The sequence below is a fragment of the Paraburkholderia sp. CNPSo 3076 genome (assembly GCF_026343935.1).
Classification (GTDB): domain Bacteria; phylum Pseudomonadota; class Gammaproteobacteria; order Burkholderiales; family Burkholderiaceae; genus Paraburkholderia; species Paraburkholderia nodosa.
On sequence record NZ_JAPMAL010000047.1, the window covers coordinates 98,358 to 123,578 of the forward strand.

Below are 25,221 nucleotides of genomic sequence, written 5' to 3' on the forward strand. Positions count from 1 at the left end.
TCACGCATGAAGATTCACGAGTACCAGGGTAAGGAAATCCTGCGGAAATTCGGAGTCGCGGTCCCGCGCGGCATCCCGGTGTTTTCGGTGGATGACGCGGTCAAGGCCGCTCAAGAGCTGGGCGGTCCGGTTTGGGTCGTCAAGGCGCAGATCCACGCTGGCGGCCGCGGCAAGGGCGGTGGCGTGAAGGTCGCCAAGACGATCGAGCAAGTCCGCGAATACGCGAACCAGATCCTCGGCATGCAGCTCGTCACGCACCAGACCGGCCCGGAAGGCCAGAAGGTCAACCGTCTGCTGATCGAAGAAGGCGCCGACATCAAGCAGGAACTGTATGTCAGCCTCGTCGTTGATCGCGTGTCGCAAAAGATCGTTCTGATGGGTTCGAGCGAAGGCGGCATGGACATCGAAGAAGTCGCCGAAACGCACCCGGAACTGATCCACAAGGTCATCGTCGAGCCGTCGACGGGTCTGCTCGACGCCCAGGCCGACGACCTCGCCGCGAAGATCGGCGTGCCGGCTGCTTCGATTCCGCAAGCCCGCGCCATCCTGCAAGGCCTGTACAAGGCATTCTGGGAAACCGACGCATCGCTGGCTGAAATCAACCCGCTGAACGTCTCCGGCGACGGCAAGGTTATCGCGCTCGACGCGAAGTTCAACTTCGACTCCAACGCACTGGCCCGTCATCCGGAAATCGTCGCTTACCGCGACCTGGACGAAGAAGATCCGGCCGAAATCGAAGCCTCGAAGTTCGACCTCGCGTACATCTCGCTCGACGGCAACATCGGCTGTCTGGTGAACGGCGCAGGCCTCGCGATGGCCACGATGGACACCATCAAGCTGTTCGGCGGCGAGCCGGCCAACTTCCTCGACGTAGGCGGTGGCGCCACGACCGAGAAGGTTACGGAAGCGTTCAAGCTCATGCTCAAGAACCCGGACCTGAAGGCGATCCTCGTGAACATCTTCGGCGGCATCATGCGCTGCGACGTGATCGCAGAAGGCGTGATCGCCGGTTCGAAGGCCGTGAACCTGAAGGTGCCGCTCGTCGTGCGCATGAAGGGCACGAACGAGGACCTCGGCAAGAAGATGCTGGCCGAATCGGGCCTGCCGATCATCTCGGCAGACAGCATGGAAGAAGCCGCGCAGAAGGTCGTCGCGGCTGCCGAAGGCAAGTAATTTTCACCGGACACGAATGGCGTGGTGCCGGCGCGGCCACTGTAATGAAAGTGGCAGGGCTACATGACGCCAGACGAACAGAGGTCAATACATGTCGATTCTGATCAACAAAGACACCAAGGTCATCACGCAGGGCATTACCGGCAAGACCGGTCAGTTCCACACCCGCGCTTGCCGTGAGTACGCGAACGGCCGTGAAGCGTTCGTCGCTGGCGTGAACCCGAAGAAGGCCGGCGAAGATTTCGAAGGCATTCCTATCTACGCGAACGTGCGTGAAGCGAAGGACGCCACCGGCGCGACCGTTTCGGTCATCTACGTGCCGCCGGCAGGCGCTGCTGCTGCGATCTGGGAAGCCGTCGAGGCCGACCTCGATCTCGCGATCTGTATCACGGAAGGCATTCCCGTCCGCGACATGATCGAAGTCAAGGACCGTATGCGCCGCGAAGGCCGCAAGACGCTGCTCCTGGGCCCGAACTGCCCCGGCACGATCACGCCGGACGAGCTGAAGATCGGCATCATGCCGGGTCACATCCACCGCAAGGGCCGCATCGGCGTTGTGTCGCGTTCGGGCACGCTGACGTATGAAGCGGTTGCCCAGCTGACCGCGATCGGCCTCGGCCAGTCGTCGGCAGTCGGTATCGGCGGCGACCCGATCAACGGTCTGAAGCACATCGACGTCATGAAGATGTTCAACGACGATCCGGATACGGACGCCGTGATCATGATCGGCGAAATTGGCGGTCCGGACGAAGCGAACGCCGCCGAGTGGATCAAGGGCAACATGAAGAAGCCGGTCGTCGGCTTCATCGCGGGCGTCACGGCGCCTCCGGGCAAGCGCATGGGCCACGCCGGCGCGCTGATCTCGGGCGGTGCGGATACGGCCGACGCGAAGCTGGAAATCATGGACGCGTGCGGCATCAAGGTGACGCGCAACCCGTCGGAAATGGGCCGTCTGCTGAAGGCGATGCTGTAAATTGCGAAATGCGCTGCCGCTCGTGCATCATGCATGCGCGGGCGCCCGGCGTTTTTTGATATGCTTGCGGAATCCTTTCACGAGGTTTCCGAACAAAAGCGAGGGAGCCAGTCATGGCCTCCTCGCTTTTTTATTTGGCTCGCCGTATGAGCCGCCCATCCTGAGTCACGGCTGAGTCTTCGTCTCCATGCTCGAGTTTTTCGCGACGCTCCATTGGGGCGCTGTCATCCAGATCATCGTCATCGACATCCTGCTCGGCGGCGACAACGCCGTGGTGATCGCGCTCGCCTGCCGCGACCTGCCTTCGCAGCAGCGCATGCGCGGCATTCTGTGGGGCACCGCAGGCGCGATCGCGCTGCGCGTGGTGCTGATCGCGTTCGCCGTGGTGCTGCTCAACGTGCCGTTCCTCAAGTTCACAGGCGGCCTGCTCTTGCTGTGGATCGGCGTTCGGTTGCTCGCGCCCAGTCATCTCGAGCACGCCAACGTGAAGCCTGCCGAGAAGCTGGTGGGCGCGATCAAGACGATCATCGTCGCCGACGCGGTGATGAGCCTCGACAACGTGGTCGCGATCGCGGGCGCTGCCGAAGCTGCCGATCCGCGCCATCGCATCGCGCTCGTGATCTTCGGGCTGATGGTGAGCATTCCGCTCATCGTGTGGGGCAGCCAGCTCGTGCTCAAGCTGCTCGACCGCTACCCGGTGATCGTGACGCTCGGCGCAGCGCTGCTCGGCTGGATCGCGGGCGGGCTCATCATCAACGATCCCGCCGGCGACCGCTGGCCGCTGCTCGATACGCCTGCGGCCGAATATGGCATGACCGTGGCGGGGGCAGTGTTCGTCGTCGCGCTCGGGTCGTGGCTCAGGCGCCGCAACGCGCGGCGCAGCGCGGCGCAGGGGCCGCAGTCGCACTGAGCGCGCATGGCTGTGCCATTGCGCCTGGGCCATCTGGCCGACTGCTGCGCAAAGCGGGCCGCCGATACGATCAAGACGCCTGTTCACGACTGTGAGCAGGCGTTTCTTGTTTCAGGAGCCCTGACGATGACCGTATCCCCCCTTTCCATGAGCCCGCCGCCGCGCAACGGCTGCGCGTGTTTTGCCAGACTCTCGCGCCTCGCCAGCATTGCCGCGCGCTGGACCGCGCGTGGCTTCACGCTGATCGAACTAATGATCGTGCTCGCGATCGTCGGTGTGATCGCCGCCTACGCCATTCCCGCGTACCAGGATTACCTCGCCCGCAGCCGCGTGGGCGAGGGCCTTTCGCTCGCGTCTTCCGCACGCCTTGCAGTGGCGGAGAACGCGGCGAGCGGCAACGCGTTCGGCGCGGGCTACACGGTGCCGCCCGCCACCCGCAACGTGCAGTCGCTGCATATCGACGATACGACCGGTCAGATCACGGTTGCTTTCACCTCGCGCGTGGCGCCCGAGGGCAGCAACACCATCGTGCTCGTGCCCTCGGTGCCCGACAATGCCGATGCGCCCACCGCGCGCGTCGCGCTCGCGCAGGGCAGCGTGCAGGGCGGGACGCTCACGTGGGAGTGCTTCGCAGCGGGCAAGGCGGCTTCGTCGCTGGGGGCGCCCGGCGCGGGCCCAGCGCCAGTGGACGCCGCAACGCTGGCGAGCAATCTCGCGCCGCCGGATTGCCGCGCATAAGGTTTGCGCACAGGTGCGGGGGCAACCATGAGCGCTTTCGAGCGCATGCGCGCAACCGCACGCCGATGCGACCCAACCGGCCACACCCGCACAGCGGGGGAAAAGTTTTGTATAGTGCCCCGTTGCTGAACGCCCCCGCCCAACCATGCCTTCCAATTTTGCGCGTTACCTTACGTTCGTCTTGCTGGCCCTCGCGTTGACGCTGCCCTATGCGGTCGTCAACCACACCTATCCGATTCCGACTTTCTACGCGGAATTCGTTGCACTGACACTTTATGTGCTGATGGGCGCCGCGACGTTGCTGCTCGTTCGTCCGGCGCGCACGGGCGGGGGCTTCGCGTCGCCCGCGGTCGCGCTCGTGCCGTTTTTCTTCGGTCTGCTGCTGATCGTGCAGACCTTCGCACTGCCGCTCGCCGAGCCTTCGATGAACTGGCTCGGCGCGGGTTATCTGCTCGCCGCCTTCGTGGCGACGCACGCGGGCTACACCATCACGCGCGCGCGCCTCATGCAGTCCGCACTCGTGTGGGGGGCGTTCGCGCTGCAGTTCGGCGGCCTCTTCGCCGTATTCACCCAGGGGATCCAGCTCTTTCACCTGGAGACGAAGGTCACGCCGCTCGTGGTGGCGTACAACATTACCGTCGATCGCCGGCCGTTCGGCAACATGGCGCAAGCCAATCACCTCGCCACCTATATCGCCTTCGCGATGGCGGGTGCGATGTACCTCGTGCTCACGCGGCGTCTGAACATGCTGCTCTGGGGCGCGCTGACTGCGATCTATTCGGGCGGTCTCGCGCTCACCGTGTCGCGCGGGCCGTGGCTGCAGATGGGCGTGATTTTCGTCGCGGGGCTGTGGATCGCGCTTGCGGGCTGCCGCAGCGAAGCAGACGAGGGACGCGGTGCGCTCGCGCAAGGCTTCTCATCGGCGGCGGGCTCGGGCCGCAAGGCTGGCGGCGTGCGCGCCTGGGCCATCCCGGTCGTGCTCGTGCTGATCTTCTTCGGCATGAATGCATGCGTGCGCTGGGCCAACGTCCACTATGGCCTCGACCTTGCGCAGTCGGCCGCCGAGCGCATGAAGGACGCCAGCCAGATTGCGCCGCGCCTCGCGCTGTGGCGCTACGGCTGGACGATGTTCAAGTCGCATCCGGTGCTCGGCGTCGGCTGGGGCGACTTCCCGATGCATCAGTTCGAGCTGGTGCGCTCGCTTGGCGGCGTCGAGATCGCCAACAACGCGCACGATATCTTCCTCGACCTGCTCGCGAAGACTGGCCTCGTCGGTCTTGCCATCGTCGTGATCGGGCTCGTCGCGTGGTTCGTGCGCGGGCTGCGCGCGCCGCACACCGCCGAGCGCGTGTTTGGCTTCATGCTGATCGGCGTGGTCGTCATGCATGCACTCGTCGAGTATCCGCAGCAGTACATGTTCTTCCTGCTGCCGGCGATGTTCGTGTTCGGTCTGCTGGAGACGAAGCCGCTGCGTGCCGTGCCGTCGCGCGTCTCGCTCGGCGTGTATGCGGTGGTCGTGTTCGGCGGCGTCGCGGCGCTGTACCCGGTGCTGCGCGACTACAACCGCGCCGAGGTGCTGTATTACGGACAGCACCCGGCGCGCGACTACGGCGACGATCCTTCGCGCCTGTTCGGCGCGTGGGGCGACTACGGCATGGCCACGCTGTTGCCGATGAACGCCGCGAGCCTGCCGAGCAAGCTTTACGCGCACCAGCGCGCCATCGCGCTGCTGCCCGGCGAGACGGTGCTGCGCCGCTACGCGGTCTTGCAGGCGCTGGACGGCGACACGGCGGGCGCATTCGACACGGTGGAGCGTCTGCGCATTTTCGCCTCGGAGCTACACGACTGGCAGACGCAACTCGCTTCGCTCTACGGCCTGCTCGACGAGCAGCCCACGGAAGCGGCGGCGCGTCAGTTCGCCGCCGCGTTCTGCGCCGCCGCTGCGGCAATCAAAGCTCGGAGTATTTCGTGGCGCTGCCTTTCGCCTTCTCCACGGGGTAGCGCTGCGCGTTCAGCTTGAGCTTTTCCGCTGCCGCCTCGACCAGATCGATGCCGGCGGTATGCGCGACCAGCAAGAGGTACATGAAGACATCCGCGCATTCGTGCTTGAGATGCGTGAGATGCGCGGGATCGGCGAGCTGTGCGTCGATCTGCGCATCGGTTTTCCACTGGACCGTTTCCAGTAGCTCGCCGGCCTCGATGTTCGTCGAGACGATCAGGTTGCGCAACGTGTGAAACTGCTTCCAGTCGCGCTCGTCGCGGAAGGCCAGAACCTGCGCGAGCAGTTCGTCGAGCGTCATGGCGTCAGCGCTCCGCCACCCAATCCCCCGACTTCCCGCCGTGCTTTTCCAGCACGCGCACATCGGTGATCGTCATGCCGCGGTCCACGGCCTTGCACATGTCGTAGACGGTCAGCAGTCCGACCTGGACGGCGGTCAGCGCTTCCATCTCCACGCCCGTGCGGCCGAGCGTTTCCACCTGCGCCGTGCAGTGAACCCCGGGCAGCGTTTCGTCGAGCGCGAAGTCCACCTTCACGCGCGTGATCGCGAGCGGATGGCACAGCGGAATCAGGTCCGAGGTGCGCTTCGCCCCCTGGATTGCGGCGATGCGCGCAACGCCGATCACGTCACCTTTTTTTGCGTGGCCGTCGCGGATCAGCGCGAAGGTTTCCGGCAACATGCGGATCGTGCCGCTCGCGAGCGCGATGCGCTTCGTCTCTGCCTTGCCGCCGACATCGACCATATGAGCGTCGCCGGCGGCGTCAAAATGCGTGAGTTCAGGCATGGTGGGTTCTTCCTTGAGGGGTACCTATCTTAACAGTGCGGCACGCCGCGCTTTCTACGCGTCTTGCCGCGCCGCAAGAGTTGTAAGGCGGGCTACAATCGATCGGTTGGCGCAAGCGCGCAGGCGGTCCGCACCGGGCGCACCGACGCGCCAGTGTTCCGCATTCCCCGATCCTGTCATCAATGCGTCTGAAACGGCTGCTTGCTGCATGGTTGTGCGCGTCGCTCGCGGTTTCGCCGCAAGCGTACGCGCAGGCGTCGAATGCCGCCGTGCTCAATCTCGGCGTGGCCCCGCCGACAGCCGTGCAGCCCGTCCCGGCCCCCGCCAGACCCGCACCGAATGCAGCCAATGCGGCGCCCGCACTCGTGAGCGGCCCGTTCGACGACGCGGCGGACCCCGTCGTCCCCGCCTCGATCGCGCAGGGCGTGTTCGGCACTTACGGCGGCGCGCAGAGCCGCTTTGCGACCCAAGGCCACGCAGGCGCAGCTTCGTCTTCGAGCGGCAATACCAGCGTGCGCGCCCCCGCCTGGGTGCCGCCACTGCCCGACCTCGGCGACGGCTCGGGCGGCGCACTCACGCCGCAGGCCGAGCGCCGTATCGGCGAGCGCGTGATGCGCGAGATTCGCCGCGACCCCGACTACATCGGCGACTGGCTCGTGCGCGACTACCTCAATTCGGTCGCCGCGCGCCTCGCCGCGGCCGCTAGCGCGCAGTTCATCGGCGGGTATCGGCCCGACTTCGATCTGTTCGCGATCCGCGATGGCCAGATCAACGCGTTCTCGCTGCCGGGCGGCTTCATCGGCGTGAACTCGGGGCTCATCGTCGTCACGCAAACGGAATCCGAACTCGCTTCCGTGCTCGGTCACGAAATGGGCCACGTATTGCAGCGGCACATCGCACGTATGCTTTCGCAGAGCGAGCGCACGGGTCTTGCCGCGCTGGCCGGCGTGCTGTTCGGCATTCTCGCGGGCGTGCTCGCGCACAGCGGCGATCTCGGCGCCGGAATTGCGCTCGGCAGCCAGGCGTATGCCGTGGACAGCCAGTTGCGTTTCTCGCGCGCCGCGGAGCACGAGGCCGATCGAGTGGGCTTCCAGCTGCTCACCGGCGCGGGCTACGACCCGTGGGGCATGGTGGCGTTTTTCGAGCGGCTCGAGCGCGATTCGATGGAAGACACGGGCGTGCCGGCCTACGCGCGCACGCACCCGCTGACCGGCGAGCGCATCGCCGACATGCAGGACCGCGCGCGCCGCGCCGCATACCGTCAGCCGCGCCAGGCGCCCGAGTACGGTTTCGTGCGCGCACGTGTGCGTGTGCTTCAGGACCGCACGCGCAATGAGTACATCGACGAGGTTTCGCGTTTGCGCTCGGAACTCGAGGACCGCACGGCGCTCAACGTCGCCGCGAACTGGTATGGCATTGCCTGCGCGCAGATGCTGCTGGAGCGCTATGACGACGCCACGGCGTCGCTCGCGAACTCGCGCGCGGCGTTCGCGCAGTTCGAGGCAGCGGATGGCAGCAAGACACGCAACTCGCCGAGTCTGGACGTGCTCGCCGTGGACATCGCGCGCCGCGCAGGCCGCACCGACGACGCCGTGCGGCTGGCCCTGGCCGCGCACAAGGCGTGGCCAGACTCCCACGCAGCCACCGATGCGCTGCTGCAGGCGCTGATCGCGGCGCGGCGCTTCAAGGAGGCGCAGACGCTCGCGCGCAGCGCAACCGAGGCCGAACCGCAGCAGGACGCATGGTGGCTCTATCTGGCGCAGGCGAGCGCCGGACTCGGCGACGCGCTCACCCAGCATCGGGCGATGGCGGAGAAGCTCGCGCTTGACGGCGCCTGGCCCTCGGCCATCCGTCAGCTCAAGGAGGCGCGCGACATGAAATCGGTGGGCTACTACGATCTGTCGACCATCGAAGCGCGCCTCCACGATTTCGAGGCGCGCTACAAGCAGGAGCGTCAGGACGAGAAGGACGAGGGTCGCGGCTGAGCCGGCGCTCAGTCTGCGGATGCAGGCGGCGCGCCGCTCGCGCCGTGCTGCGCGGCCAGCGCCTCGCGCTCGGCGCGCGCCGGGCTCGTCACGAAGGCAAAGCGCGCGCTCACGTCGGCGCGCTTGATCGGCTGCAGCGGTAGCGCGGCGCCAGCGCGCCAGTGGAACGTGCCGCTCTCGGCGTCGTCCGCGAGCGTGGCGTGGTCCGTGAAGAGGTCGAGGTCGTGGTCGTGCAGCAGCGCCGCGCGCGGTGGCGTGCTTGCATCGGCGAAAATCACGCTGCCCGCTTCGTCGAGGTAGGCCGCCAGGGGCTCGAACGCCTGACCGCCCTGATCGGTGAGCGTCAACGCGTCATCGCCGCCGTCATGACCCGCGGCGAGACGCACGATCCACGGCGTGTATTCGAGCTCGACGTACACGCGCTGCGGCCCGTTCTGGAAGTACCACTGGCCTTGTTCGTCGCGCTCGTAATTGCGGTTGATGAAGCCGAGCAGCGCTTCGTGGCGGATCGCCGCGCCGGGTGCGTTCTGCGCCTGGGCGGCCTCGTCGCGCATGCGCCAGTTGCCGCGTGCGTCGAGCAGCAGCCAACCCGTGCAATGCGGGACGTTGGGCCAGCGCGCGAGCGCCTGTTTGACGATGTCATCCATGAGAGACGAAAGGCGAGAGATAGGTGAACACGCGCTGCGCGAGCCAGTCGCTGCGGCCGGGGAACGGCCCCGTCATGAAGCCGACGTGGCCGCCGTGCGCGGGCTGATCGAGCTCGACGGCGGCGCTCACTTCGTGGCGCGCGGGCAGCGCGCGGCCCGGCAGGAACGGATCGTTGCGCGCGTTCAGAATGAGCGTGGGAACGGCGATTTCGCCGAGCTTCGGGCGGATCGTCGCCTGGGTGTAGTAGTCGTGGGCGTCGCGAAAACCGTGCAGCGGCGCGGTCACGACGTTGTCGAATTCGTACATCGTGCGGCTGGCGAGCACGGCTTGCGCGTCGAACAGGCCGGGGTACTGCTCGAGTTTCTGGAGCGCCTTCACTTTCAGCGTCCTCAGGAAGCTGCGCGTGTAGATCATGCCGAAGCCCTGCGTCAGCATCTCGCTGCCTGCATGCACATCGAGCGGCGTGGAGATCGCGGCGGCGGCCGCGACGATCGCGGCGTCCTCGCGACGCTGCGCGAGCCAGTGCAGCAGCACGTTGCCGCCGAGCGACACGCCCGCGACGACGAGCGGCCCTGCGTGGCGGGCGGCGAAGCGGCGTAGCACCCAGTCGACTTCGGCGGAATCGGCGAGATGGTAGAAGCGCGGCAGCAGGTTCAATGGACCGCTGCAGCTGCGAAAGTGGGGGATCGCCGCATGCCAGCCGCGCGCCTGCGCGGCGGCAGCGAGCGCGCGCGCGTAGTGGGAACTCGAGCCGCCTTCCAGGCCGTGGAACAGGACGAACAGCGGGGCGTTACGTACGTTGGGGGCGTTGCGTGAATCCGCACCGGCTTGCTTGCCGTCCAGCCAGTCCACTTCGATGAAGTCGCCATCTGGCGTGTCCCAGCGCTCGCGCCGGTAGGCGGGCGCGGGCAGGCGCGAGAACAGCGCCGGCACGATGGTCTGGATGTGCGCACCGGGCAGCCAGAACGGCGCGCGGTAGTCGTTGTCGTAGTGGGGGCCGAGCAGGGCAGTCTGGGCATCGAGCGCGGCCGCGACGCGGGCTGCCTCGCCGGGCCTGCTGGTGTCGTCGGTCGTACTCATCACTGCCCCCTGCTTTGCGCCCTTATGTCAGTGCAGCGCGCCCTGGCCGTGGCGCAATTTGGCCGAGAACTGCGTAGCTGCGTCGTCGGGCATGCGGCTCGCGTGAATGTGCGCAATGCGCCATTCGCCGCGCTCGTGAACCATCACGTAGGTCGTGAAGACCATGGTGGGAATCGCGCTGGGATCGACCGGGCGGTGCGCTTCCACGATCGCGTAGACCACGGTGCCGAGGCTGTCGTACACGCGGATGTCGAGCGGCTCGATCGACACCGGCGCCGCTTCGAGCTGCGCGGCGAGGCCCGCGCGGATGCTCGACAGGCCGTGCAGATGCGCGCCTTCCGCCGTGATGCAGCTCACGAATTCTTCATCGATCCACAGACCCATCAAGCTGTCGATGTTGACTTCCGCGACGGCCTGGTAGTACGCGTTGAGGGTGTCCGCGGCGGCTTCGAAGATGTGGGCAAAACGTGGCATGGCTCGTTGGTCTTGTGCGCTCGGTGTTGCATTCGGCGTCTACCTGGGCGCGGGTTGGCGATTGATCGGTTGCGTCGCTGCGCGGCTGTCGCTGCGTGCCGCGCGTTTGCCGCGAGCATGCCGCTTTCGCGAGACAGGCCTGTGACGTGCTCCGATGCGGCGCTTTGGTCCCTCCCGCGCCTCGATGCCTCTATTGGGCGCGCGCAACGCGCGTGGCGTCCGTTGCGTGGCGCACATCCATTTGTGTGCGCGATGTTTTCAGCGTGGCGGGCGGTACATAGCCGCCCAACGCTGCTGGCGATGCCTGATGCTTATCGCTGCCCGAGCAGCATGCCGCGCAGATCGCCGAAAACCTGCTCCGGGCTCAGTTCGCGCAGGCAGTTCAGATGCCCGAGCGGACACTCGCGCGCAAAGCAGGGACTGCATTCGAGATGCAGCCATTGTACCTTTGCAAGCTCGGACAAGGGCGGCGTGTGGCGCGGATCCGTCGAACCGTACAGCGCGACGAGCGGGCGGCGCAGGGCGGCGGCCACATGCATCAGGCCCGAATCGTTGGTCACCACGGCATTCGCGCGCGAGATCAGCGCGCACGCTTCGCCGAGTGCGGTCTGCCCGCACAGGTTGCGCACGTTCGGCGCGCGATCGGCAATGGCCTGGGCGAGCGGGGCGTCCTTCGGCGAGCCGAGCGCGACGATCTGCGTATACGGGAACGACTGGCCCACCATCTTCGCGAGCGCCGCGAAATGCTCGGGCGGCCAGCGCTTGGCCGGGCCGTACTCGGCGCCGGGGCAGAACACGAGCAGCGGCACGCGCGTATCGAGATTGAAGCGCGCCGACACACGCGACGCCTCGTTCGGGTCCGACTCGAGGCGCGGCATCGGCAGGTCATCGGGCACGCTCGCGCCGGGCGCGTAGGCGAGCGCGGCGTAGTGCCCGACCATTGGCGCTCGCTCGTCCTTCGGCGGATTCGCATGACGCACGTTCAAGAGGCCGTAGCGGTTCTCGCCCGTGTAGCCGATGCGCAGCCCGATATTGGCGAGCCACGGGATCAGCGCGGACTTGAGCGAATTAGGCAGCACGTAGGCGGCGTCATAGCGCTCGGCGCGCAAATCGCCCGCCAGTTGCCAGCGGCGCAGCAGCTGCAGCTTGCCGTGGCCGAGGTCGGTGGCGTAGACGTCGCGGATCTCGGGCATGCGCTCGAGTACGGGCGCAACCCAGGTTGGCGCGAGCGCATCGATCTGAATGCGCGGGTGCAGTTTCACGAGCCGCGAAAAAAGCGGCTGCGCCATGAGTGCGTCACCGATCCAGTTCGGTGCGATTACCAGCGCGCGACGCATCGGGAGTCAGGGTCCGGAGAGGGTAAAGGTTGCACGTGCGGCGTGCCCGCCTGGGACCGGCTCGGGGCCGGCTTGGGGGCGTATCGGGCCGCGCGCGAAACACGGTTGGGAAAAAGAGGACGAGCCGCGCGCCGATGAACCGGCAGCGGCATCACGGAAAGACGCGCCGCCGCATGCACGGCGGCGCGCCGCGAGTGAGGCGAAACGCGTCAGTGGCCGTGGACGACCTCGCCCGCGCGCAGCTTGTAACGCGTGCTGCAGTACGGGCACTTCGCTTCGCCGTGCGTCACGTCGAGGAACACGCGCGGGTGGTTGCTCCAGCGCGGCATCGACGGATTCGGGCAGTAAGCGGGCAGATCCTTGGCCGAAAGTTCGACCAGCGGCATTTCCTTAATTTCGCTCATGAGGACGATTCTCTGTGTAGCTGTGGGGGCCGGGCGAAGGGGCGCCCGGACCTTTATGTCTTAGACCTTCGCGAGCCAGTGCGCGTACTTCTCGTTCTTGCCCGAAACCACGTCGAAGAAGGCCGATTGCAGCTTTTCCGTGACCGGACCGCGCGAGCCGCTGCCGATGGTGCGGTTGTCGAGCTCGCGGATCGGCGTGACTTCGGCGGCGGTGCCGGTGAAGAACGCTTCGTCGCAGGTGTACACCTCGTCACGCGTGATGCGCTTTTCGATCACCGGAATGCCCATGTCGCGCGCGAGCGTGATGACGGTGTCGCGCGTGATGCCGTCGAGGCACGACGCGAGGTCCGGCGTGTACAGCTTGCCGTTGTTCACGAGGAAGAAGTTCTCGCCCGAGCCTTCCGAGACATAGCCGTCCACGTCGAGCAGGAGCGCTTCGTCGTAGCCGTCGGCGGTGGCTTCCTGGTTGGCGAGGATCGAGTTCACGTACCAGCCCGAAGCCTTGGCGCGCACCATCGACACGTTCACGTGATGGCGCGTGAACGACGACGTCTTCACGCGGATGCCCCTGGCGAGGCCGTCCTCGCCGAGATAGGCGCCCCACGGCCATGCGGCGATGGCCACGTGAATGGTGTTGCCCTTGGCCGAAACGCCGAGCTTTTCCGAGCCGACCCAGATGATCGGGCGGATGTAGCACGACTCGAGCTTGTTCGCGCGCACGACTTCGAGCTGCGCGTCGGCGAGCGTCTTCGCGTCGAACGGCACGTCCATCTGGAAGATCTTGGCCGAGTTGAGCAGACGCTTGGTGTGCTCGGCGAGGCGGAAGATGGCGGTGCTGCCGTCGGCGGTCTGATAGGCGCGTACGCCTTCGAAAACACCCATGCCGTAGTGCAGCGTGTGGGTCAGCACGTGAATGTTGGCGTCGCGCCAATCAATCAGCTTGCCGTCCATCCAGATCTTGCCGTCGCGGTCGGCCATTGACATACGATTCTCCAGACAAGTGCAGTAAATATCGGGCTTATACAGGGGTTTCGCCGCGCGCCGCGTGGTTGCGGTTGGCAAAGATGATTATTTTAGCGTCATTTGACGCCTTCCAGCGCGCCCGCGGGCGCGTGGGGCGGGGTATTCGGGCGATTTTAGGGTCGTTTCGCGCCGTTTCCCGGCGATTTTTTTTCGGGGTTAACGCATGCTGCATCGCAGCAAATCGCGAGAACGCCCGCCCGGCGAGCAGCGTCTGCCCAAATACGGGAGATTCGCCTGGACACGTCTCAGATCGTCCTGGCTATCAGCTAAAATACCGATCTCGCAATTCGATGCCGGCTCGTGCCAGCGACGAGCAGCGACCCGGAGCCGCGACCCGAGACAGCGTTCGAAACCGGATCCCGCGCCGTGCCGCCCCGCACGTCTTGCCGCGCCAGAGTATGGCCTGCGGCGCCGCATCGCCTTGCCACCGCCTTCCCACCATCAAGATGACATGCCCATGAACAAGGTTCTGCGTCTTTCCGATCTGATCTCCGAAGGCAAATTGAAGGGCAAGCGTGTATTCATCCGCGCCGACCTGAACGTGCCGCAGGACGATCACGGCAACATCACCGAAGACACCCGCGTGCGCGCCTCCGTGCCGGCCATCAAGGCCGCACTCGACGCCGGCGCGGCCGTGATGGTCACCTCGCACCTGGGCCGCCCGACCGAAGGCGATTTCAAGCCCGAAGACTCCCTCGCGCCGGTCGCCAGGCGCCTCGCCGAACTGCTCGGCCGCGACGTGCCGCTGGTTGCGAACTGGGTTGAAAACGGCGTGAACGTCGAGCCGGGCAACGTGGTGCTGCTCGAAAACTGCCGCGTCAACAAGGGCGAGAAGAAGAACTCGGACGAGCTTGCGCAAAAGATGGCGAAGCTCTGCGATATCTACGTGAACGACGCGTTCGGCACCGCCCACCGCGCCGAAGCCACGACCTACGGCATCGCGAAGTACGCGAGCGTCGCCTGCGCGGGTCCGCTGCTGGCGGCCGAACTCGACGCCCTCGGCAAGGCGCTCGGCGCGCCCAAGCGCCCGCTGGTGGCGATTGTGGCGGGCTCGAAGGTCTCGACCAAGCTCACCATCCTCAAGTCGCTGGCCGAGAAGGTCGACCAGCTGATCGTCGGCGGCGGCATCGCCAACACGTTCATGCTGGCCGCGGGTCTGAAGATCGGCAAGTCGCTTGCCGAAGTGGATCTCGTGGACGATGCGAAGGCCATCATCGAAGCGGCGCGCGCGCGCGGCGCCTCGGTGCCCATCCCGACCGACGTCGTGACCGCGAAGGAATTCTCGCCGACGGCCAAGGCCGAGACGAAGAACGTGGCCGACGTGGCCGACGACGAGATGATCCTCGACATCGGTCCCGTCACCGCCAACGCGCTCGCCGCGCAACTCGCGCAGGCCGGCACGATCGTGTGGAACGGCCCGGTCGGCGTGTTCGAGTTCGACCAGTTCGGCAACGGCACGAAGACGCTCGCTGATGCGATCGCCAGTTCGGGCGCGTTCTCGATCGCCGGCGGCGGCGACACGCTCGCCGCCATCGCGAAGTACAACATTGCCGACAAGGTCAGCTATATCTCCACTGGCGGCGGCGCCTTCCTCGAGTTCCTCGAAGGCAAGAAGCTGCCGGCGGTCGAGGTGCTCGAAACGCGGGCGGCCGGTTAAGTGGCGCCGCGCGCCCCGGCCGGGAAGGCCATGAGCAAACTTCCTCGTGCAAGCGCACAGAAGTCGCGCAGCGCAGCCGGGGCCGCAGCAAAACAGAAGGGGCGCGCAGCGCCCCAGGCAGAAGCGGATAAGGCGAGGACGGACGCGCCGCCCGCCGCCGCTGCCGAAATGGACATTGCGGCGACGCAGTCGACTGCTGAATCGACAGCCGCACAGAATCCGACAGGGCGCACAGCCACGCCCGCATCGAACATGACTACGCAGGTAGAAAGCGCCGCAGCGGCTCGTGTGAGCCCCGCGGCGTCCTCCAAGAAAGCGACGCCGGGTACACCCGGTGCGCGTTCCGGCGCATCCGCACCCGCGGCGCAGCCGGCCAGCACTTCTCGCAGCAACGGTTTTCCCAGCGATCCTATCCAGACGAGGAGACTCATGCATCGCGCCACCAAGATTGTCGCCACCATCGGTCCGGCTTCCAGCACGCCGGACATCCTGCTGAAAATGATCCGCGCAGGACTGGACGTGGTGCGCCTCAACTTTTCGCACGGCACCGCCGACGACCACCGTCAGCGTGCTGAAATGGTGCGGGACTGCGCCCGCCAGGCTGGCCGCGAAGTTGCGATCATGGCGGACCTGCAAGGTCCGAAGATTCGCGTCGGCAAATTCGAGAATGGCAAGACGACGCTCGAGCCGGGTCATCCCTTTATCCTCGACGCCGAATGCGAGCTCGGTAATGACGAGCGCGTCGGTCTCGACTACAAGGACCTGCCGCGCGACCTGAAGCCGGGCGACATCTTGTTGCTCAACGACGGTTTGATCGTGCTCGACGTTTCGCGCGTGATCGGAAGCGAGATCCATACGGTCGTGCGCGTGGGCGGCGACCTGTCGAACAACAAGGGCATTAACCGCCAGGGCGGCGGCCTGACGGCGCCCGCGCTCACCGCGAAGGACATGGAAGACATCCGCACGGCCATGTCGCTGGGCGCGGACTTCGTCGCCGTGTCGTTCCCGAAGAACGCCACCGACATGGAAATGGCGCGCCAGCTCGCGAACATCGCGGGCGCGCCGTACGGCATCAAGCCGAAGATGATCGCGAAGATCGAGCGCGCCGAAGCGATTCCGGCGCTGCAGGAAATTCTCGATTCGTCGGACGGCATCATGGTCGCGCGCGGCGACCTGGCCGTGGAAGTGGGCAACGCCGCCGTGCCGGCGCTGCAAAAGCGCATGATCCGCATGGCGCGCGACTCGAACAAGCTCGTCATCACGGCCACGCAGATGATGGAGTCGATGATCCACGCGCCGGTACCCACGCGCGCCGAAGTCTCGGACGTCGCCAACGCCGTGCTCGACGGCACGGACGCGGTGATGCTCTCGGCAGAATCGGCGGCGGGCAAGTACCCGGTGCAGACCATCGAGGCGATGGCCGCGATCTGTCTGGAAGCGGAGAAGTCGGAGCAATCCGAGCTGGACAAGGACTTCCTCGACCGCACCTTCACGCGCATCGACCAGTCGATCGCCATGGGCGCACTGTTTACGGCCTACCACCTGGGCGCGAAGGCGATCGTCGCGCTCACGGAGTCGGGCTCGACCGCGCTCTGGATGTCGCGCCACTGGACCCATGTGCCGATCTTTGCGCTCACGCCGCGCGCGGGCAGCGAGCGCGCCATGTCGCTCTACCGCAATGTCACGCCGCTGCACCTCGATACGAGCAGCGACCGCGACACGGCGCTGCAGCAAGCCATCGAGGTGGTGGTGAGCAAGGGCTTTGCCTCGCACGGCGACATGGTCGTGCTGACCGTGGGCGAGCCGATGGGGCAGCCGGGCGGCACGAACACGCTGAAAATCGTGCGCGTGGGCGACGTGCTGTAAGTTCGTTGCTGTAACCTCGCGGCGGCGATTTTTTTCGCTTTATTTTCGCGACTCCCGAAAATAAATGCGGTCGGCGCCCGAGGTTGCCAGCTGGTATCACACTGGTATCGGATCGGCGCCCGATCGGTGCCATTTAGACGCCTTTTCTCCGCAATTGCAGCCCATACGCCGCAGAAACGGCGCGCGGGCTGTCAACTCTTTTTGCACCTTCTCGCGGTTTTGACGCTCCGACACGCCAATTTCATGCCAGTTACCTGCCTGGCGCCGGGAACGGACGCGCTTCGCGATAAAATCACGCCATCGAGCCCGCGGCAGGTCACGCGGGCGGCGGCTGCCAGGCCGCCCTCGACCGGCTGCGCAAGACAGTCGGCGGCAGAAGCATTTCGTTTCAAATCAAAGGAGTAGCAACAATGCCTCTCGTATCAATGCGTCAACTGCTCGACCACGCGGCTGAACACGGTTATGCCCTTCCGGCGTTCAACGTGAACAACCTGGAACAGGTCCAGGCGATCATGGAAGCCGCGAACCAGGTCGGTTCGCCGGTGATCATGCAGGCATCGGCCGGCGCGCGTAAGTACGCGGGTGAGCCCTTCCTGCGCCACCTGATCGAAGCCGCGGTCGAGTCGTATCCGCATATTCCGGTCGTGATGCACCAGGACCACGGCCAGTCGCCGGCGGTCTGCATGGCCGCGATCCGCAGCGGTTTCACCAGCGTGATGATGGACGGCTCGCTCGAAGCCGACGGCAAGACGGTCGCATCGTACGAGTACAACGTCGAAGTCTCGCGCAAGGTCGTCGAAATGGCGCACTCGATCGGCGTGACGGTCGAAGCGGAACTGGGCGTGCTCGGTTCGCTGGAAACGATGAAGGGCGACAAGGAAGACGGTCACGGCGCCGAAGGCACCATGACGCGCGAGCAGCTGCTGACGGACCCGGAGCAGGCCGCCGACTTCGTGAAGCTCACCCAGTGCGACGCGCTGGCCATCGCCATCGGCACCTCGCACGGCGCGTACAAGTTCTCCAAGAAGCCCACGGGCGACATTCTGTCGATCCAGCGCATCAAGGAAATCCACGCGCGCATTCCGAACACGCACCTCGTGATGCACGGTTCGTCGTCGGTGCCGCAGGAACTGCTGGCCGAGATCCGCGAATTCGGCGGCGACATGAAGGAAACGTACGGCGTGCCGGTCGAAGAGATTCAGGAAGGCATCCGTCACGGCGTGCGCAAGATCAACATCGACACCGACCTGCGTCTGGCGATCACGGGCGCGATCCGTCGCTATATGTATGAAAACCCGTCGAAGTTCGACCCGCGCGACTACCTGAAGCCGGCTCGCGAAGCCGCGAAGAAGGTGTGCGTGGACCGCTTCCTCGCGTTCGGCTCGGAAGGCCAGGCCGGCAAGATCAAGCCGGTTCCTTTGGACATGATTGCCGGGAAGTACAAGTCAGGCGAATTCGCGCAGATCGTTCTCTAAGCGGGCTTCTGCGTCAGGCGTTCCGCACCTTGCCGGACGCCTGAAGTCGTCAAAACATCGCCGTTTCCGCCTGTTTCGGGGGAACGGCGATGGGCTTTTCCGGGAAATTTGCCGGTTTTTGGTTTACCCTCGCAATACCTTCGGTTTTACGGTTTCCTCGCGCGGTTGCAACCGCGATTCTGGACCGAACCCGCCTCCGTTTCGATTGTCCTTTTAGCGAATCACGACGATGTCTACCCTCTACGAATCCACGCTCCGCTCGCTGCCGCTTCTCGGCCGCGGCAAGGTCCGCGACAACTATGCCGTGGGCAACGACAAGCTGCTGATCGTCACCACCGACCGTCTGTCGGCGTTCGACGTCATCATGGGCGAGCCGATTCCGCGCAAGGGCGAGGTGCTCAACCAGATGGCCGACTTCTGGTTCGAAAAGCTCAAGCACGTCGTGCCGAACCACCTCACGGGCGTCGCGCCGGAGACGGTCGTGGCCGCGGACGAAGTCGAGCAGGTCAAGGGCCGCGCCGTCGTGGTCAAGCGCCTCGAGCCGATCCTCGTGGAAGCCGTGGTGCGCGGTTATCTGGCCGGCAGCGGCTGGAAGGACTATCAGGCAACAGGCGCTGTGTGCGGCGTCGAACTGCCGCCGGGCCTGGAAAACGCCCAAAAGCTGCCCGAGCCGATCTTCACGCCGGCAGCGAAGGCCGAAATGGGCCACCACGACGAGAACATCACGTACGAAGAGATGGAGCGCCGCATCGGCACCGAGCTGTCGCGCACCATCAAGGACATTTCGATCAAGCTGTACAAGGAAGCTGCCGACTACGCGGCCACGCGCGGCATCATCATCGCCGACACGAAGTTCGAATTCGGTCTCGACAACCACGGCCAGCTGTATCTGATGGACGAGGCGCTCACCGCCGACTCGTCGCGCTTCTGGCCGGCCGACCAGTATCAGGTGGGCTCGAACCCGCCGTCGTTCGACAAACAGTTCGTGCGCGACTGGCTCGAAACCCAGGACTGGAAGAAGGAGCCGCCGGCGCCGAAGCTGCCCGACGAGGTGGTCGCCAAAACGTCGGCGAAGTATCAGGAGGCGCTCGAGCGTCTCACGGGTCAAAAGCTCGCGTGAGCGAGAAGAGGCAAGAAGGAAGCACAATGAGCGAAGTTCAGACGGCTCACCAGCATGCGGCGCCGCTCGTCGGCGTGTTGATGGGCTCCAGCTCCGACTGGGACACGATGAAGCACGCGGTCGCGATCCTGCAGGAGTTCGGCGTCGCGTACGAGGCCAAGGTGGTCTCGGCGCACCGCATGCCCGACGAGATGTTCGAGTACGCGGAAAAAGCACGCGAGCGCGGCCTGCGCGCGATCATCGCCGGCGCGGGCGGCGCGGCGCACCTACCGGGCATGCTGGCGGCCAAGACCACGGTGCCCGTGCTGGGCGTGCCGGCGGTCAGCAAGTATCTGAAGGGCGTGGATTCGCTGCACTCGATCGTGCAGATGCCCAAGGGCGTCCCGGTCGCGACCTTCGCCATCGGCGAGGCGGGCGCGGCCAATGCGGCGCTCTTCGCCGTCTCGATCCTGAGCGTGACCAACACCGAATACGCGAACAAGCTCGCGGCTTTCCGCGTGCGCCAGAACGAAGCGGCGCACGCCATGGTGCTGCCCCCGCTTTGATTGCCCCGCTTTGATCGTCCCCACGCGCCGCGGCCATCCCGCGGCCGACCACCAAGATGACTCCTGACAATTCACCGGTTTCACCGATCCTGCCCGGCGCCTGGCTAGGCATGGTGGGTGGCGGCCAGCTCGGCCGCATGTTCTGCTTTGCCGCGCAGGCGATGGGCTACCGCGTCGCCGTGCTCGATCCCGACGCGACGAGCCCCGCGGGCACCGTCGCCGACCGCCACATCTGCGCCGCGTACGACGACGAAGCCGCGCTTACCGAACTCGCGCGCCTGTGCGCGGCCATCTCGACCGAGTTCGAGAACGTGCCCGCGGCGAGCCTCGACACGCTCGCGAAGTCGACCTTCGTGAGCCCGGCCGGGCGCTGCGTGGCGGTGGCGCAGGACCGTATCGCCGAGAAGCGCTTTATCGCGGCGGCCGGCGTGCCGGTCGCGCCGCACGTGGTGATCGAGTCGTCGCAGGCGCTCGCCGGCATCGACGACAAGGCGCTCGCCGCCGTGCTGCCGGGCATTCTCAAGACCGCGCGCCTGGGCTACGACGGCAAAGGCCAGATTCGTGTCTCCAACGCCGAAGAAGTGCGCGAGGCCCATGCGTCGCTCGGCGGCGTGCCGTGTGTGCTGGAAAAGCGCCTGCCGCTGAAGTTCGAGGTGAGCGCGCTGATCGCGCGCGGCACGAACGGCCAGGCCGCGGTCTATCCGCTCGCGCAGAACACCCACCGCAATGGCGTGCTCTCGCACACCATCGTGCCCGCGCCGGACGCAAGCCCGGTGCTCGTGCAGCAGGCCCAGCAGGCTGCGATCCAGATCGCGGCGAAGCTCGGCTATGTGGGCGTGCTGTGCGTGGAATTCTTCATCCTCGAAGACGGCTCGCTCGTCGCCAATGAAATGGCGCCGCGTCCGCACAACTCGGGCCACTACACGACCGATGCGTGCGCCACGAGCCAGTTCGAGCAGCAGGTGCGCGCGATGACGGCCATGCCGCTCGGCGACACGCGCCAGCACTCGCCGGCCGTGATGCTGAACATTCTCGGCGACGTGTGGTTCCCCTGCGCCGTGGGTGAGACGAAGCCCCAGAAGGGCGCTGCGCCCGTCACGCCGCCGTGGGACCAGGTGGCCGCGATGCCGGCCGCGCGCCTGCATCTGTACGGCAAGGAAGAAGCGCGTCCGGGCCGCAAGATGGGCCATGTGAACTTCACCGCGCCGACGCTCGACGAAGCGCGCACGGCCGCGCGCGACTGCGCGCGCCTGCTGCACATCGCCACGAGCTGAGGTTGGGCCGCATCATGTCCGATCAGCAGAATGCGCCGCACGCTGGCCCGCCGCCTCTAACCAATGCCGACATCGAGCACGCCGCCACGCTGCTCGATGCGGGCGAGCTGGTCGCGTTCCCGACCGAGACCGTCTACGGTCTGGGCGGCGATGCGGCGAGCCCCGAGGCGGTCGCGCGCATTTACGCGGCCAAAGGGCGGCCGGCGAACCATCCGGTGATCGTGCACTTGCCGCCCGGCGGCGACCCGCAGTACTGGGCCGCGGAGTGGCCCGAGGCAGCGCAAAAGCTCGTCGCCGCGTTTTGGCCCGGCCCGCTCACGCTGATCGTCAAACGCCACGAACGCATTCCCGACGCCGTCAGCGGCGGCCAGGATTCGGTGGGGCTGCGCTGCCCGTCGCATCCGGTCGCGCAGCAGTTGCTGGCAGCGTTTTCGGCGCGTCGCGGCGGCCATGGCGGCGTGGCGGCGCCGTCGGCGAACCGCTTCGGCCATGTGAGCCCGACCACGGCGCAGCACGTGCGCGACGAATTCGGCGCGGCGGTGCATGTGCTCGACGGCGGCGCATGCGACGTGGGCATCGAATCGACGATTCTCGATCTCTCGCGCGGGTTTCCCGCGTTGCTTCGTCCAGGTCACGTGACGCCGCACGACATCGCACGCGTGCTGGGCGAGGCGCCGCGCTTGCCCGACGGCTCGGACGCCACGGCGCCGCGCGCCTCGGGCACGCTCAAGGCGCATTACGCGCCGCGCACGCCGCTCGCACTGCTGCCGTTCGAGGCGCTGGCGCCGCTGCTTGCGGCGGCGCGCGATGCGGGCGAAACGGTGGCGCTGGTGGCGCGTGCCTCACGCGCAGGCGTTTGGGCGCAGGCTCAGGGCGTGCATTTCGTCGCCGCGCCGGAAGAGCCACAGGAATATGCGCGTGAGCTGTATGGCTTGCTGCGCGCGCTCGATCGCGCGAATGTCTCGCGCATTCTCATCGAGAAGCTGCCGGAGACGATCGAGTGGATCGCGGTCAATGACCGGTTGGGTCGGGCGGCGGCGGCGTTCGAGGCGCAGCAGTAGGGCCGAGGACGGTTTCTCGCGTTCAATGATAAACACCCCACGAACCTGACGGTCCGTGGGGTGTTTTTCTTGCACCGGAAGATCCGGTGCAAGCGACGCTGATTAAGGCGCCTTGCCGATGCCCGCAGCAGCCAGCTGCGTTTCGACGTACTTCGCGAATTGCGAGTGCAGCGCCGTGGTCGGGTGCACGAGATCCGCGAACATGTAGGTCGTGGGAGCGTTGGCCGTCGTCAGCGTTTGCGGCGAGCAGAACAGCGAGCTGCCAAAGTTCTGGCCGTAGGCCGCGGCGTACGCGTTGATGGTGGCTTGCGGCGTCGTGGCCGGATTCAACCCGAGCGTTGCTTGCGGATTGGCGAGCGCGTAGTTGGTCGCGCTGTTCGTCATGGCCGTGAGGTTGCAGGCCGTATCCGTGTTCGTCACGGTGAAGCCGAGGCTTGCCGCGTTCGCGATCGACTGGTCGAGCCACGAGAACGTATCGACCAGCACGACCTTCTTCGCCTGCACGTCGGCTGCGGTCGCTTTGATCAGCGTCAGGTTGTACATCGCCGAAATGAGCGAGAGCGCCTGGTCAGCCGAACTCGCGGAGCCGGGCGTTGCGCCGATGGCGGCATCGGCCTTCAGCGCCGCCGGCGTCTTGCCAATGTCGGGCACCGTGACGACCGCGATCTTCGGATTGCCGGGGACGATATCCGCATGGACGAGCGCGCCTAGCGTGCCCGCTGCTGTGAGGACCGGGGCGATCGACGCGAAGCTGGAGGCGTAGTTCGGGTTCGTGACGATACCGAGCGCGATGGCTGCCGGCACCAAGGCTGTTGCCTGCGCTTGCGTGAAGCCTGACTGCATCAGGCTCGCAACCGTGCTCTGCTGCGTCGCGGGATCGTTGACGAGCGTCGAAAACGGAGTGGCCGCGAGCGCCGCGCCGAACAACGCCAGCCCCGTGGGGCTGCCGTTAGTGGGCACGTCCAGCAGGTTCAGGATTTCATTCGCGCCGCCTTCCACGAGCACGAGCTGATTCGCGCTAAAGCTGCCGTGTTGCGCCAGATACTGCTGGAGCTGCCACGTGACCGGCTGTTCGCTCGCGGCGGCGATGACGGCGCTGGTATTCGCAACGCCGCCGCCCGTCACCAGCGCGCCGCCTTGCGCGTAGTCGAGCCCGCCCGTTGCCGTGAGCGGCAGACCGAAGCCGCCTTCGAAGGCCGGCGAAAGCGTGTTGCCGAAGTACTCGGACACGTGCTGCGCCCAGACTTCGCCGGGGTTGGTCGTGAAGCGGCCGCCGCCGAAGCCCGGCAGAATCTGCTCCGAATACGTGCCCGCGTCGCTCAGGCTCGTGCCAAACGCCACCACCTGCATGTTGACGCCCGACGGCGGCGGCGTGCTCGCGTTGTTGTTCCCCCCGCTGCTGCCACCGCAGGCGGCGAGCAGCGCAAAAGCGGCGCTCGCGGCAGCGATCTGGGTGGCGCGCAACAGCGTACGGTGTCTCGGTCCTTGATGCTTCATATTCACTTCATCTCCTCTGTGTGTGGCCTTTGATGCCATGCTTGCCTACTCATGCAACGGGTGCTCGTGGCACGAGCGGCTGCCCCGTTGTCGATGTTTTTCCCGACCGCCGGCCTTGCATGCGACCCCCTGCGTGCTGCTGCCCCAGGGTCAGGGCCAAGGCCGACAGACTACGCAATCTCTCAACTGTTGCGCGACCCGAACTCACCCTCGGTGTTGTTTTCCGGCACGCCGAAGCGCGTTCCCGCGGGCGTCGCCGGCGCCGTCACGGATGCGAGGCCCAGTGCGTCGTGGCGCTCGCACCAATCGGGCGGCGCGAACAGCGCGGCGAGACGCGAGCGCCAGTCGGGCATGCGCGCGAAGTCCCGCACCATTGCGAGCCATTCGTGAAACGTCGCCTTAAGCGGATTGCATGACGCGAGTGGCTTGACGATGCCGTAATCGGGCGCGTCGTGCGCGTCTTCCTCGACATAGCTGCCGAACAGGCGGTCCCAGATCGCGAGCACGCCGGCGTAATTGCGATCGATATAGCGCGCGTTGCGCGCGTGATGGACGCGATGCATCGAAGGCGTGTTGAACACGTATTCGAGCCAGCCGAGCTTGCCCACGGCCTGGGTGTGCACGAAGAACTGGAACGCGAGATTGACGAGCACGATCGCGACGATCTGCTCCGGCGTGAAGCCGAGCAGGGCGAGCGGAATCCAGAACAGCCACATGCCCGCCACGGGATACATGAGGCTCTGGCGAAACGCCGTGGAAAGGTTCAGGCGCTCCGACGAATGGTGCACGACGTGCGCGGCCCAGAGCCAGCGTACGCGATGGCTCGCGCGATGAAACACGTAGTAGAGCAGGTCCTGCGCAATGAAGAGTGCGCTCCACGCGACGAGCCCGGGCTGCCATGAAACGAGCCGGAAGTGCCGGTAAACGTAGGCATAGACGGGCACGGCGACGAGCCATGCGAGCTTGTCCGCGCCCTGGTGCATGAGCGCGAGCGCGGCGTTGCATAGCGTATCGGGCCAGGCGTAGCGGGCGCTGTCGGGGGTGTCGTTCGATGCAGCGCGCGGCCGCGTGCGGGAGAGTTGCCACGCTTCCCAGCCGATGCAGGCGAGAAACACGGGAGCGAGGGCGAGCAGCAGCCATTGCGCGTCGAACTGCACGAACGTCGTCCTCCTTGTCCCGTGGGCGGCGCTGGTGGGC

The 25,221-nt window shown here is 66.2% G+C and carries 24 protein-coding genes; 13 read left to right on the forward strand and 11 right to left on the reverse strand.

The window, feature by feature from the left end; translation table 11 throughout:
* Positions 1-6: 6 nt before the first annotated feature.
* From sucC to M3A49_RS37295, 5 genes are all read left to right on the forward strand, one after another.
* The gene (gene sucC, locus M3A49_RS37275; RefSeq protein WP_028205962.1) at positions 7-1,173 is read left to right on the forward strand and encodes an ADP-forming succinate--CoA ligase subunit beta; all 1,167 of its coding nucleotides are present in this window, start codon (positions 7-9) and stop codon (positions 1,171-1,173) included.
* Between the two features lie 91 nt (positions 1,174-1,264).
* The gene (gene sucD / locus M3A49_RS37280) at positions 1,265-2,146 is read left to right on the forward strand and encodes a succinate--CoA ligase subunit alpha (RefSeq protein ID WP_028205961.1); all 882 of its coding nucleotides are present in this window, start codon (positions 1,265-1,267) and stop codon (positions 2,144-2,146) included.
* Positions 2,147-2,333: 187 nt separating this feature from the next.
* Positions 2,334-3,056: a TerC family protein gene (locus M3A49_RS37285; protein WP_254352230.1), complete on the forward strand. Its 723-nt coding sequence runs from the start codon at positions 2,334-2,336 to the stop codon at positions 3,054-3,056.
* Between the two features lie 126 nt (positions 3,057-3,182).
* Complete coding sequence (locus M3A49_RS37290) at positions 3,183-3,794, forward strand: pilin (protein WP_266233313.1); 612 nt, start codon at positions 3,183-3,185, stop codon at positions 3,792-3,794.
* 145 nt (positions 3,795-3,939) lie between these two features.
* The gene (locus M3A49_RS37295; RefSeq protein ID WP_266233314.1) at positions 3,940-5,814 is read left to right on the forward strand and encodes a PglL family O-oligosaccharyltransferase; all 1,875 of its coding nucleotides are present in this window, start codon (positions 3,940-3,942) and stop codon (positions 5,812-5,814) included.
* On the opposite strand, the gene M3A49_RS37300 is transcribed toward M3A49_RS37295, so the two are convergent.
* Together M3A49_RS37300 and moaC are read right to left on the reverse strand one after the other, a co-directional pair.
* Positions 5,744-6,094 (reverse strand): nucleotide pyrophosphohydrolase, encoded by a 351-nt coding sequence (locus tag M3A49_RS37300; protein ID WP_266233315.1) that lies wholly within the window; start codon positions 6,092-6,094, stop codon positions 5,744-5,746. The two genes, M3A49_RS37295 and M3A49_RS37300, sit on opposite strands and share 71 nt — an antisense overlap.
* A 4-nt stretch (positions 6,095-6,098) precedes the next feature.
* Complete coding sequence (moaC, locus tag M3A49_RS37305) at positions 6,099-6,578, reverse strand: cyclic pyranopterin monophosphate synthase MoaC (protein ID WP_254336372.1); 480 nt, start codon at positions 6,576-6,578, stop codon at positions 6,099-6,101.
* Between the two features lie 182 nt (positions 6,579-6,760).
* On the opposite strand from moaC, the gene M3A49_RS37310 reads away from it, so the two are divergent.
* Positions 6,761-8,563, forward strand: coding sequence for a M48 family metalloprotease (locus M3A49_RS37310; protein WP_266233316.1), 1,803 nt, complete (start codon positions 6,761-6,763; stop codon positions 8,561-8,563).
* A gap of 8 nt (positions 8,564-8,571) precedes the next feature.
* On the opposite strand, the gene M3A49_RS37315 is transcribed toward M3A49_RS37310, so the two are convergent.
* The 6 genes from M3A49_RS37315 to M3A49_RS37340 all read right to left on the reverse strand — a co-directional run bounded on the left by M3A49_RS37315 (position 8,572) and on the right by M3A49_RS37340 (position 13,490).
* The gene (locus M3A49_RS37315; RefSeq protein ID WP_266233317.1) at positions 8,572-9,210 is read right to left on the reverse strand and encodes a DUF2946 family protein; all 639 of its coding nucleotides are present in this window, start codon (positions 9,208-9,210) and stop codon (positions 8,572-8,574) included.
* Positions 9,203-10,291, reverse strand: a complete 1,089-nt coding sequence (locus M3A49_RS37320) for a YheT family hydrolase (protein WP_266233319.1) — start codon at positions 10,289-10,291, stop codon at positions 9,203-9,205. The genes M3A49_RS37315 and M3A49_RS37320 overlap by 8 nt, the downstream gene beginning before the upstream one ends.
* Positions 10,292-10,318: 27 nt before the next feature.
* A complete protein-coding gene (locus tag M3A49_RS37325) occupies positions 10,319-10,765 on the reverse strand; it encodes a nuclear transport factor 2 family protein (RefSeq protein ID WP_028205952.1) in 447 nt (148 codons plus the stop codon).
* Between the two features lie 311 nt (positions 10,766-11,076).
* Positions 11,077-12,102, reverse strand: coding sequence for a lipopolysaccharide heptosyltransferase II (gene waaF, locus M3A49_RS37330; protein WP_028205951.1), 1,026 nt, complete (start codon positions 12,100-12,102; stop codon positions 11,077-11,079).
* Between the two features lie 209 nt (positions 12,103-12,311).
* Entirely contained in the window at positions 12,312-12,506 is a 195-nt protein-coding gene (locus M3A49_RS37335) for a zinc-finger domain-containing protein (RefSeq protein WP_028205950.1), read from the reverse strand.
* Positions 12,507-12,566: 60 nt separating this feature from the next.
* The gene (locus M3A49_RS37340; protein ID WP_254352217.1) at positions 12,567-13,490 is read right to left on the reverse strand and encodes a branched-chain amino acid transaminase; all 924 of its coding nucleotides are present in this window, start codon (positions 13,488-13,490) and stop codon (positions 12,567-12,569) included.
* A gap of 496 nt (positions 13,491-13,986) precedes the next feature.
* On the opposite strand from M3A49_RS37340, the gene M3A49_RS37345 reads away from it, so the two are divergent.
* On the forward strand, positions 13,987-15,186 hold the full coding sequence (locus tag M3A49_RS37345; RefSeq protein WP_254352215.1) for a phosphoglycerate kinase: 1,200 nt from the start codon (positions 13,987-13,989) through the stop codon (positions 15,184-15,186).
* On the opposite strand, the gene M3A49_RS37350 is transcribed toward M3A49_RS37345, so the two are convergent.
* Positions 15,183-15,617 carry a hypothetical protein gene (locus tag M3A49_RS37350; RefSeq protein ID WP_266233322.1) on the reverse strand — a complete coding sequence of 145 codons (435 nt, stop codon included), beginning with the start codon at positions 15,615-15,617 and terminating at the stop codon, positions 15,183-15,185. The genes M3A49_RS37345 and M3A49_RS37350 overlap by 4 nt on opposite strands.
* Between M3A49_RS37350 and pyk the strand changes: the two genes are divergently transcribed.
* The 6 genes from pyk to M3A49_RS37380 all read left to right on the forward strand — a co-directional run bounded on the left by pyk (position 15,616) and on the right by M3A49_RS37380 (position 22,527).
* Positions 15,616-17,052, forward strand: a complete 1,437-nt coding sequence (gene pyk / locus M3A49_RS37355) for a pyruvate kinase (RefSeq protein WP_254352212.1) — start codon at positions 15,616-15,618, stop codon at positions 17,050-17,052. The two genes, M3A49_RS37350 and pyk, sit on opposite strands and share 2 nt — an antisense overlap.
* Before the next feature lie 410 nt (positions 17,053-17,462).
* Positions 17,463-18,527, forward strand: a complete 1,065-nt coding sequence (fba, locus tag M3A49_RS37360) for a class II fructose-bisphosphate aldolase (RefSeq protein WP_266233323.1) — start codon at positions 17,463-17,465, stop codon at positions 18,525-18,527.
* Between the two features lie 229 nt (positions 18,528-18,756).
* Positions 18,757-19,647, forward strand: a complete 891-nt coding sequence (locus tag M3A49_RS37365) for a phosphoribosylaminoimidazolesuccinocarboxamide synthase (RefSeq protein WP_254352209.1) — start codon at positions 18,757-18,759, stop codon at positions 19,645-19,647.
* Positions 19,648-19,673: 26 nt separating this feature from the next.
* The gene (gene purE / locus M3A49_RS37370) at positions 19,674-20,192 is read left to right on the forward strand and encodes a 5-(carboxyamino)imidazole ribonucleotide mutase (protein ID WP_028205944.1); all 519 of its coding nucleotides are present in this window, start codon (positions 19,674-19,676) and stop codon (positions 20,190-20,192) included.
* Between the two features lie 56 nt (positions 20,193-20,248).
* Positions 20,249-21,466: a 5-(carboxyamino)imidazole ribonucleotide synthase gene (locus tag M3A49_RS37375; RefSeq protein ID WP_254352208.1), complete on the forward strand. Its 1,218-nt coding sequence runs from the start codon at positions 20,249-20,251 to the stop codon at positions 21,464-21,466.
* 14 nt (positions 21,467-21,480) lie between these two features.
* Entirely contained in the window at positions 21,481-22,527 is a 1,047-nt protein-coding gene (locus M3A49_RS37380) for an L-threonylcarbamoyladenylate synthase (RefSeq protein ID WP_266233325.1), read from the forward strand.
* 102 nt (positions 22,528-22,629) lie between these two features.
* Here the strand turns inward: M3A49_RS37380 and M3A49_RS37385 are convergent, their stop codons facing one another.
* Positions 22,630-24,024: an SGNH/GDSL hydrolase family protein gene (locus M3A49_RS37385; RefSeq protein ID WP_266233327.1), complete on the reverse strand. Its 1,395-nt coding sequence runs from the start codon at positions 24,022-24,024 to the stop codon at positions 22,630-22,632.
* A gap of 182 nt (positions 24,025-24,206) precedes the next feature.
* Positions 24,207-25,181, reverse strand: coding sequence for a sterol desaturase family protein (locus M3A49_RS37390; protein ID WP_266233328.1), 975 nt, complete (start codon positions 25,179-25,181; stop codon positions 24,207-24,209).
* Positions 25,182-25,221 lie beyond the last annotated feature (40 nt).

Coding starts and splice junctions, on each gene's coding strand:
- sucC (WP_028205962.1), top strand. CDS start 7: ATGAAGATTCACGAGTACCAGGGTAAGGAAATCCTGCGGAAATTCGGA.
- sucD (WP_028205961.1), top strand. CDS start 1,265: ATGTCGATTCTGATCAACAAAGACACCAAGGTCATCACGCAGGGCATT.
- M3A49_RS37285 (WP_254352230.1), top strand. CDS start 2,334: ATGCTCGAGTTTTTCGCGACGCTCCATTGGGGCGCTGTCATCCAGATC.
- M3A49_RS37290 (WP_266233313.1), top strand. CDS start 3,183: ATGACCGTATCCCCCCTTTCCATGAGCCCGCCGCCGCGCAACGGCTGC.
- M3A49_RS37295 (WP_266233314.1), top strand. CDS start 3,940: ATGCCTTCCAATTTTGCGCGTTACCTTACGTTCGTCTTGCTGGCCCTC.
- M3A49_RS37300 (WP_266233315.1), bottom strand. CDS start 6,094: ATGACGCTCGACGAACTGCTCGCGCAGGTTCTGGCCTTCCGCGACGAG.
- moaC (WP_254336372.1), bottom strand. CDS start 6,578: ATGCCTGAACTCACGCATTTTGACGCCGCCGGCGACGCTCATATGGTC.
- M3A49_RS37310 (WP_266233316.1), top strand. CDS start 6,761: ATGCGTCTGAAACGGCTGCTTGCTGCATGGTTGTGCGCGTCGCTCGCG.
- M3A49_RS37315 (WP_266233317.1), bottom strand. CDS start 9,210: ATGGATGACATCGTCAAACAGGCGCTCGCGCGCTGGCCCAACGTCCCG.
- M3A49_RS37320 (WP_266233319.1), bottom strand. CDS start 10,291: ATGAGTACGACCGACGACACCAGCAGGCCCGGCGAGGCAGCCCGCGTC.
- M3A49_RS37325 (WP_028205952.1), bottom strand. CDS start 10,765: ATGCCACGTTTTGCCCACATCTTCGAAGCCGCCGCGGACACCCTCAAC.
- waaF (WP_028205951.1), bottom strand. CDS start 12,102: ATGCGTCGCGCGCTGGTAATCGCACCGAACTGGATCGGTGACGCACTC.
- M3A49_RS37335 (WP_028205950.1), bottom strand. CDS start 12,506: ATGAGCGAAATTAAGGAAATGCCGCTGGTCGAACTTTCGGCCAAGGAT.
- M3A49_RS37340 (WP_254352217.1), bottom strand. CDS start 13,490: ATGTCAATGGCCGACCGCGACGGCAAGATCTGGATGGACGGCAAGCTG.
- M3A49_RS37345 (WP_254352215.1), top strand. CDS start 13,987: ATGAACAAGGTTCTGCGTCTTTCCGATCTGATCTCCGAAGGCAAATTG.
- pyk (WP_254352212.1), top strand. CDS start 15,616: ATGCATCGCGCCACCAAGATTGTCGCCACCATCGGTCCGGCTTCCAGC.
- M3A49_RS37350 (WP_266233322.1), bottom strand. CDS start 15,617: ATGAGTCTCCTCGTCTGGATAGGATCGCTGGGAAAACCGTTGCTGCGA.
- fba (WP_266233323.1), top strand. CDS start 17,463: ATGCCTCTCGTATCAATGCGTCAACTGCTCGACCACGCGGCTGAACAC.
- M3A49_RS37365 (WP_254352209.1), top strand. CDS start 18,757: ATGTCTACCCTCTACGAATCCACGCTCCGCTCGCTGCCGCTTCTCGGC.
- purE (WP_028205944.1), top strand. CDS start 19,674: ATGAGCGAAGTTCAGACGGCTCACCAGCATGCGGCGCCGCTCGTCGGC.
- M3A49_RS37375 (WP_254352208.1), top strand. CDS start 20,249: ATGACTCCTGACAATTCACCGGTTTCACCGATCCTGCCCGGCGCCTGG.
- M3A49_RS37380 (WP_266233325.1), top strand. CDS start 21,481: ATGTCCGATCAGCAGAATGCGCCGCACGCTGGCCCGCCGCCTCTAACC.
- M3A49_RS37385 (WP_266233327.1), bottom strand. CDS start 24,024: ATGAAGCATCAAGGACCGAGACACCGTACGCTGTTGCGCGCCACCCAG.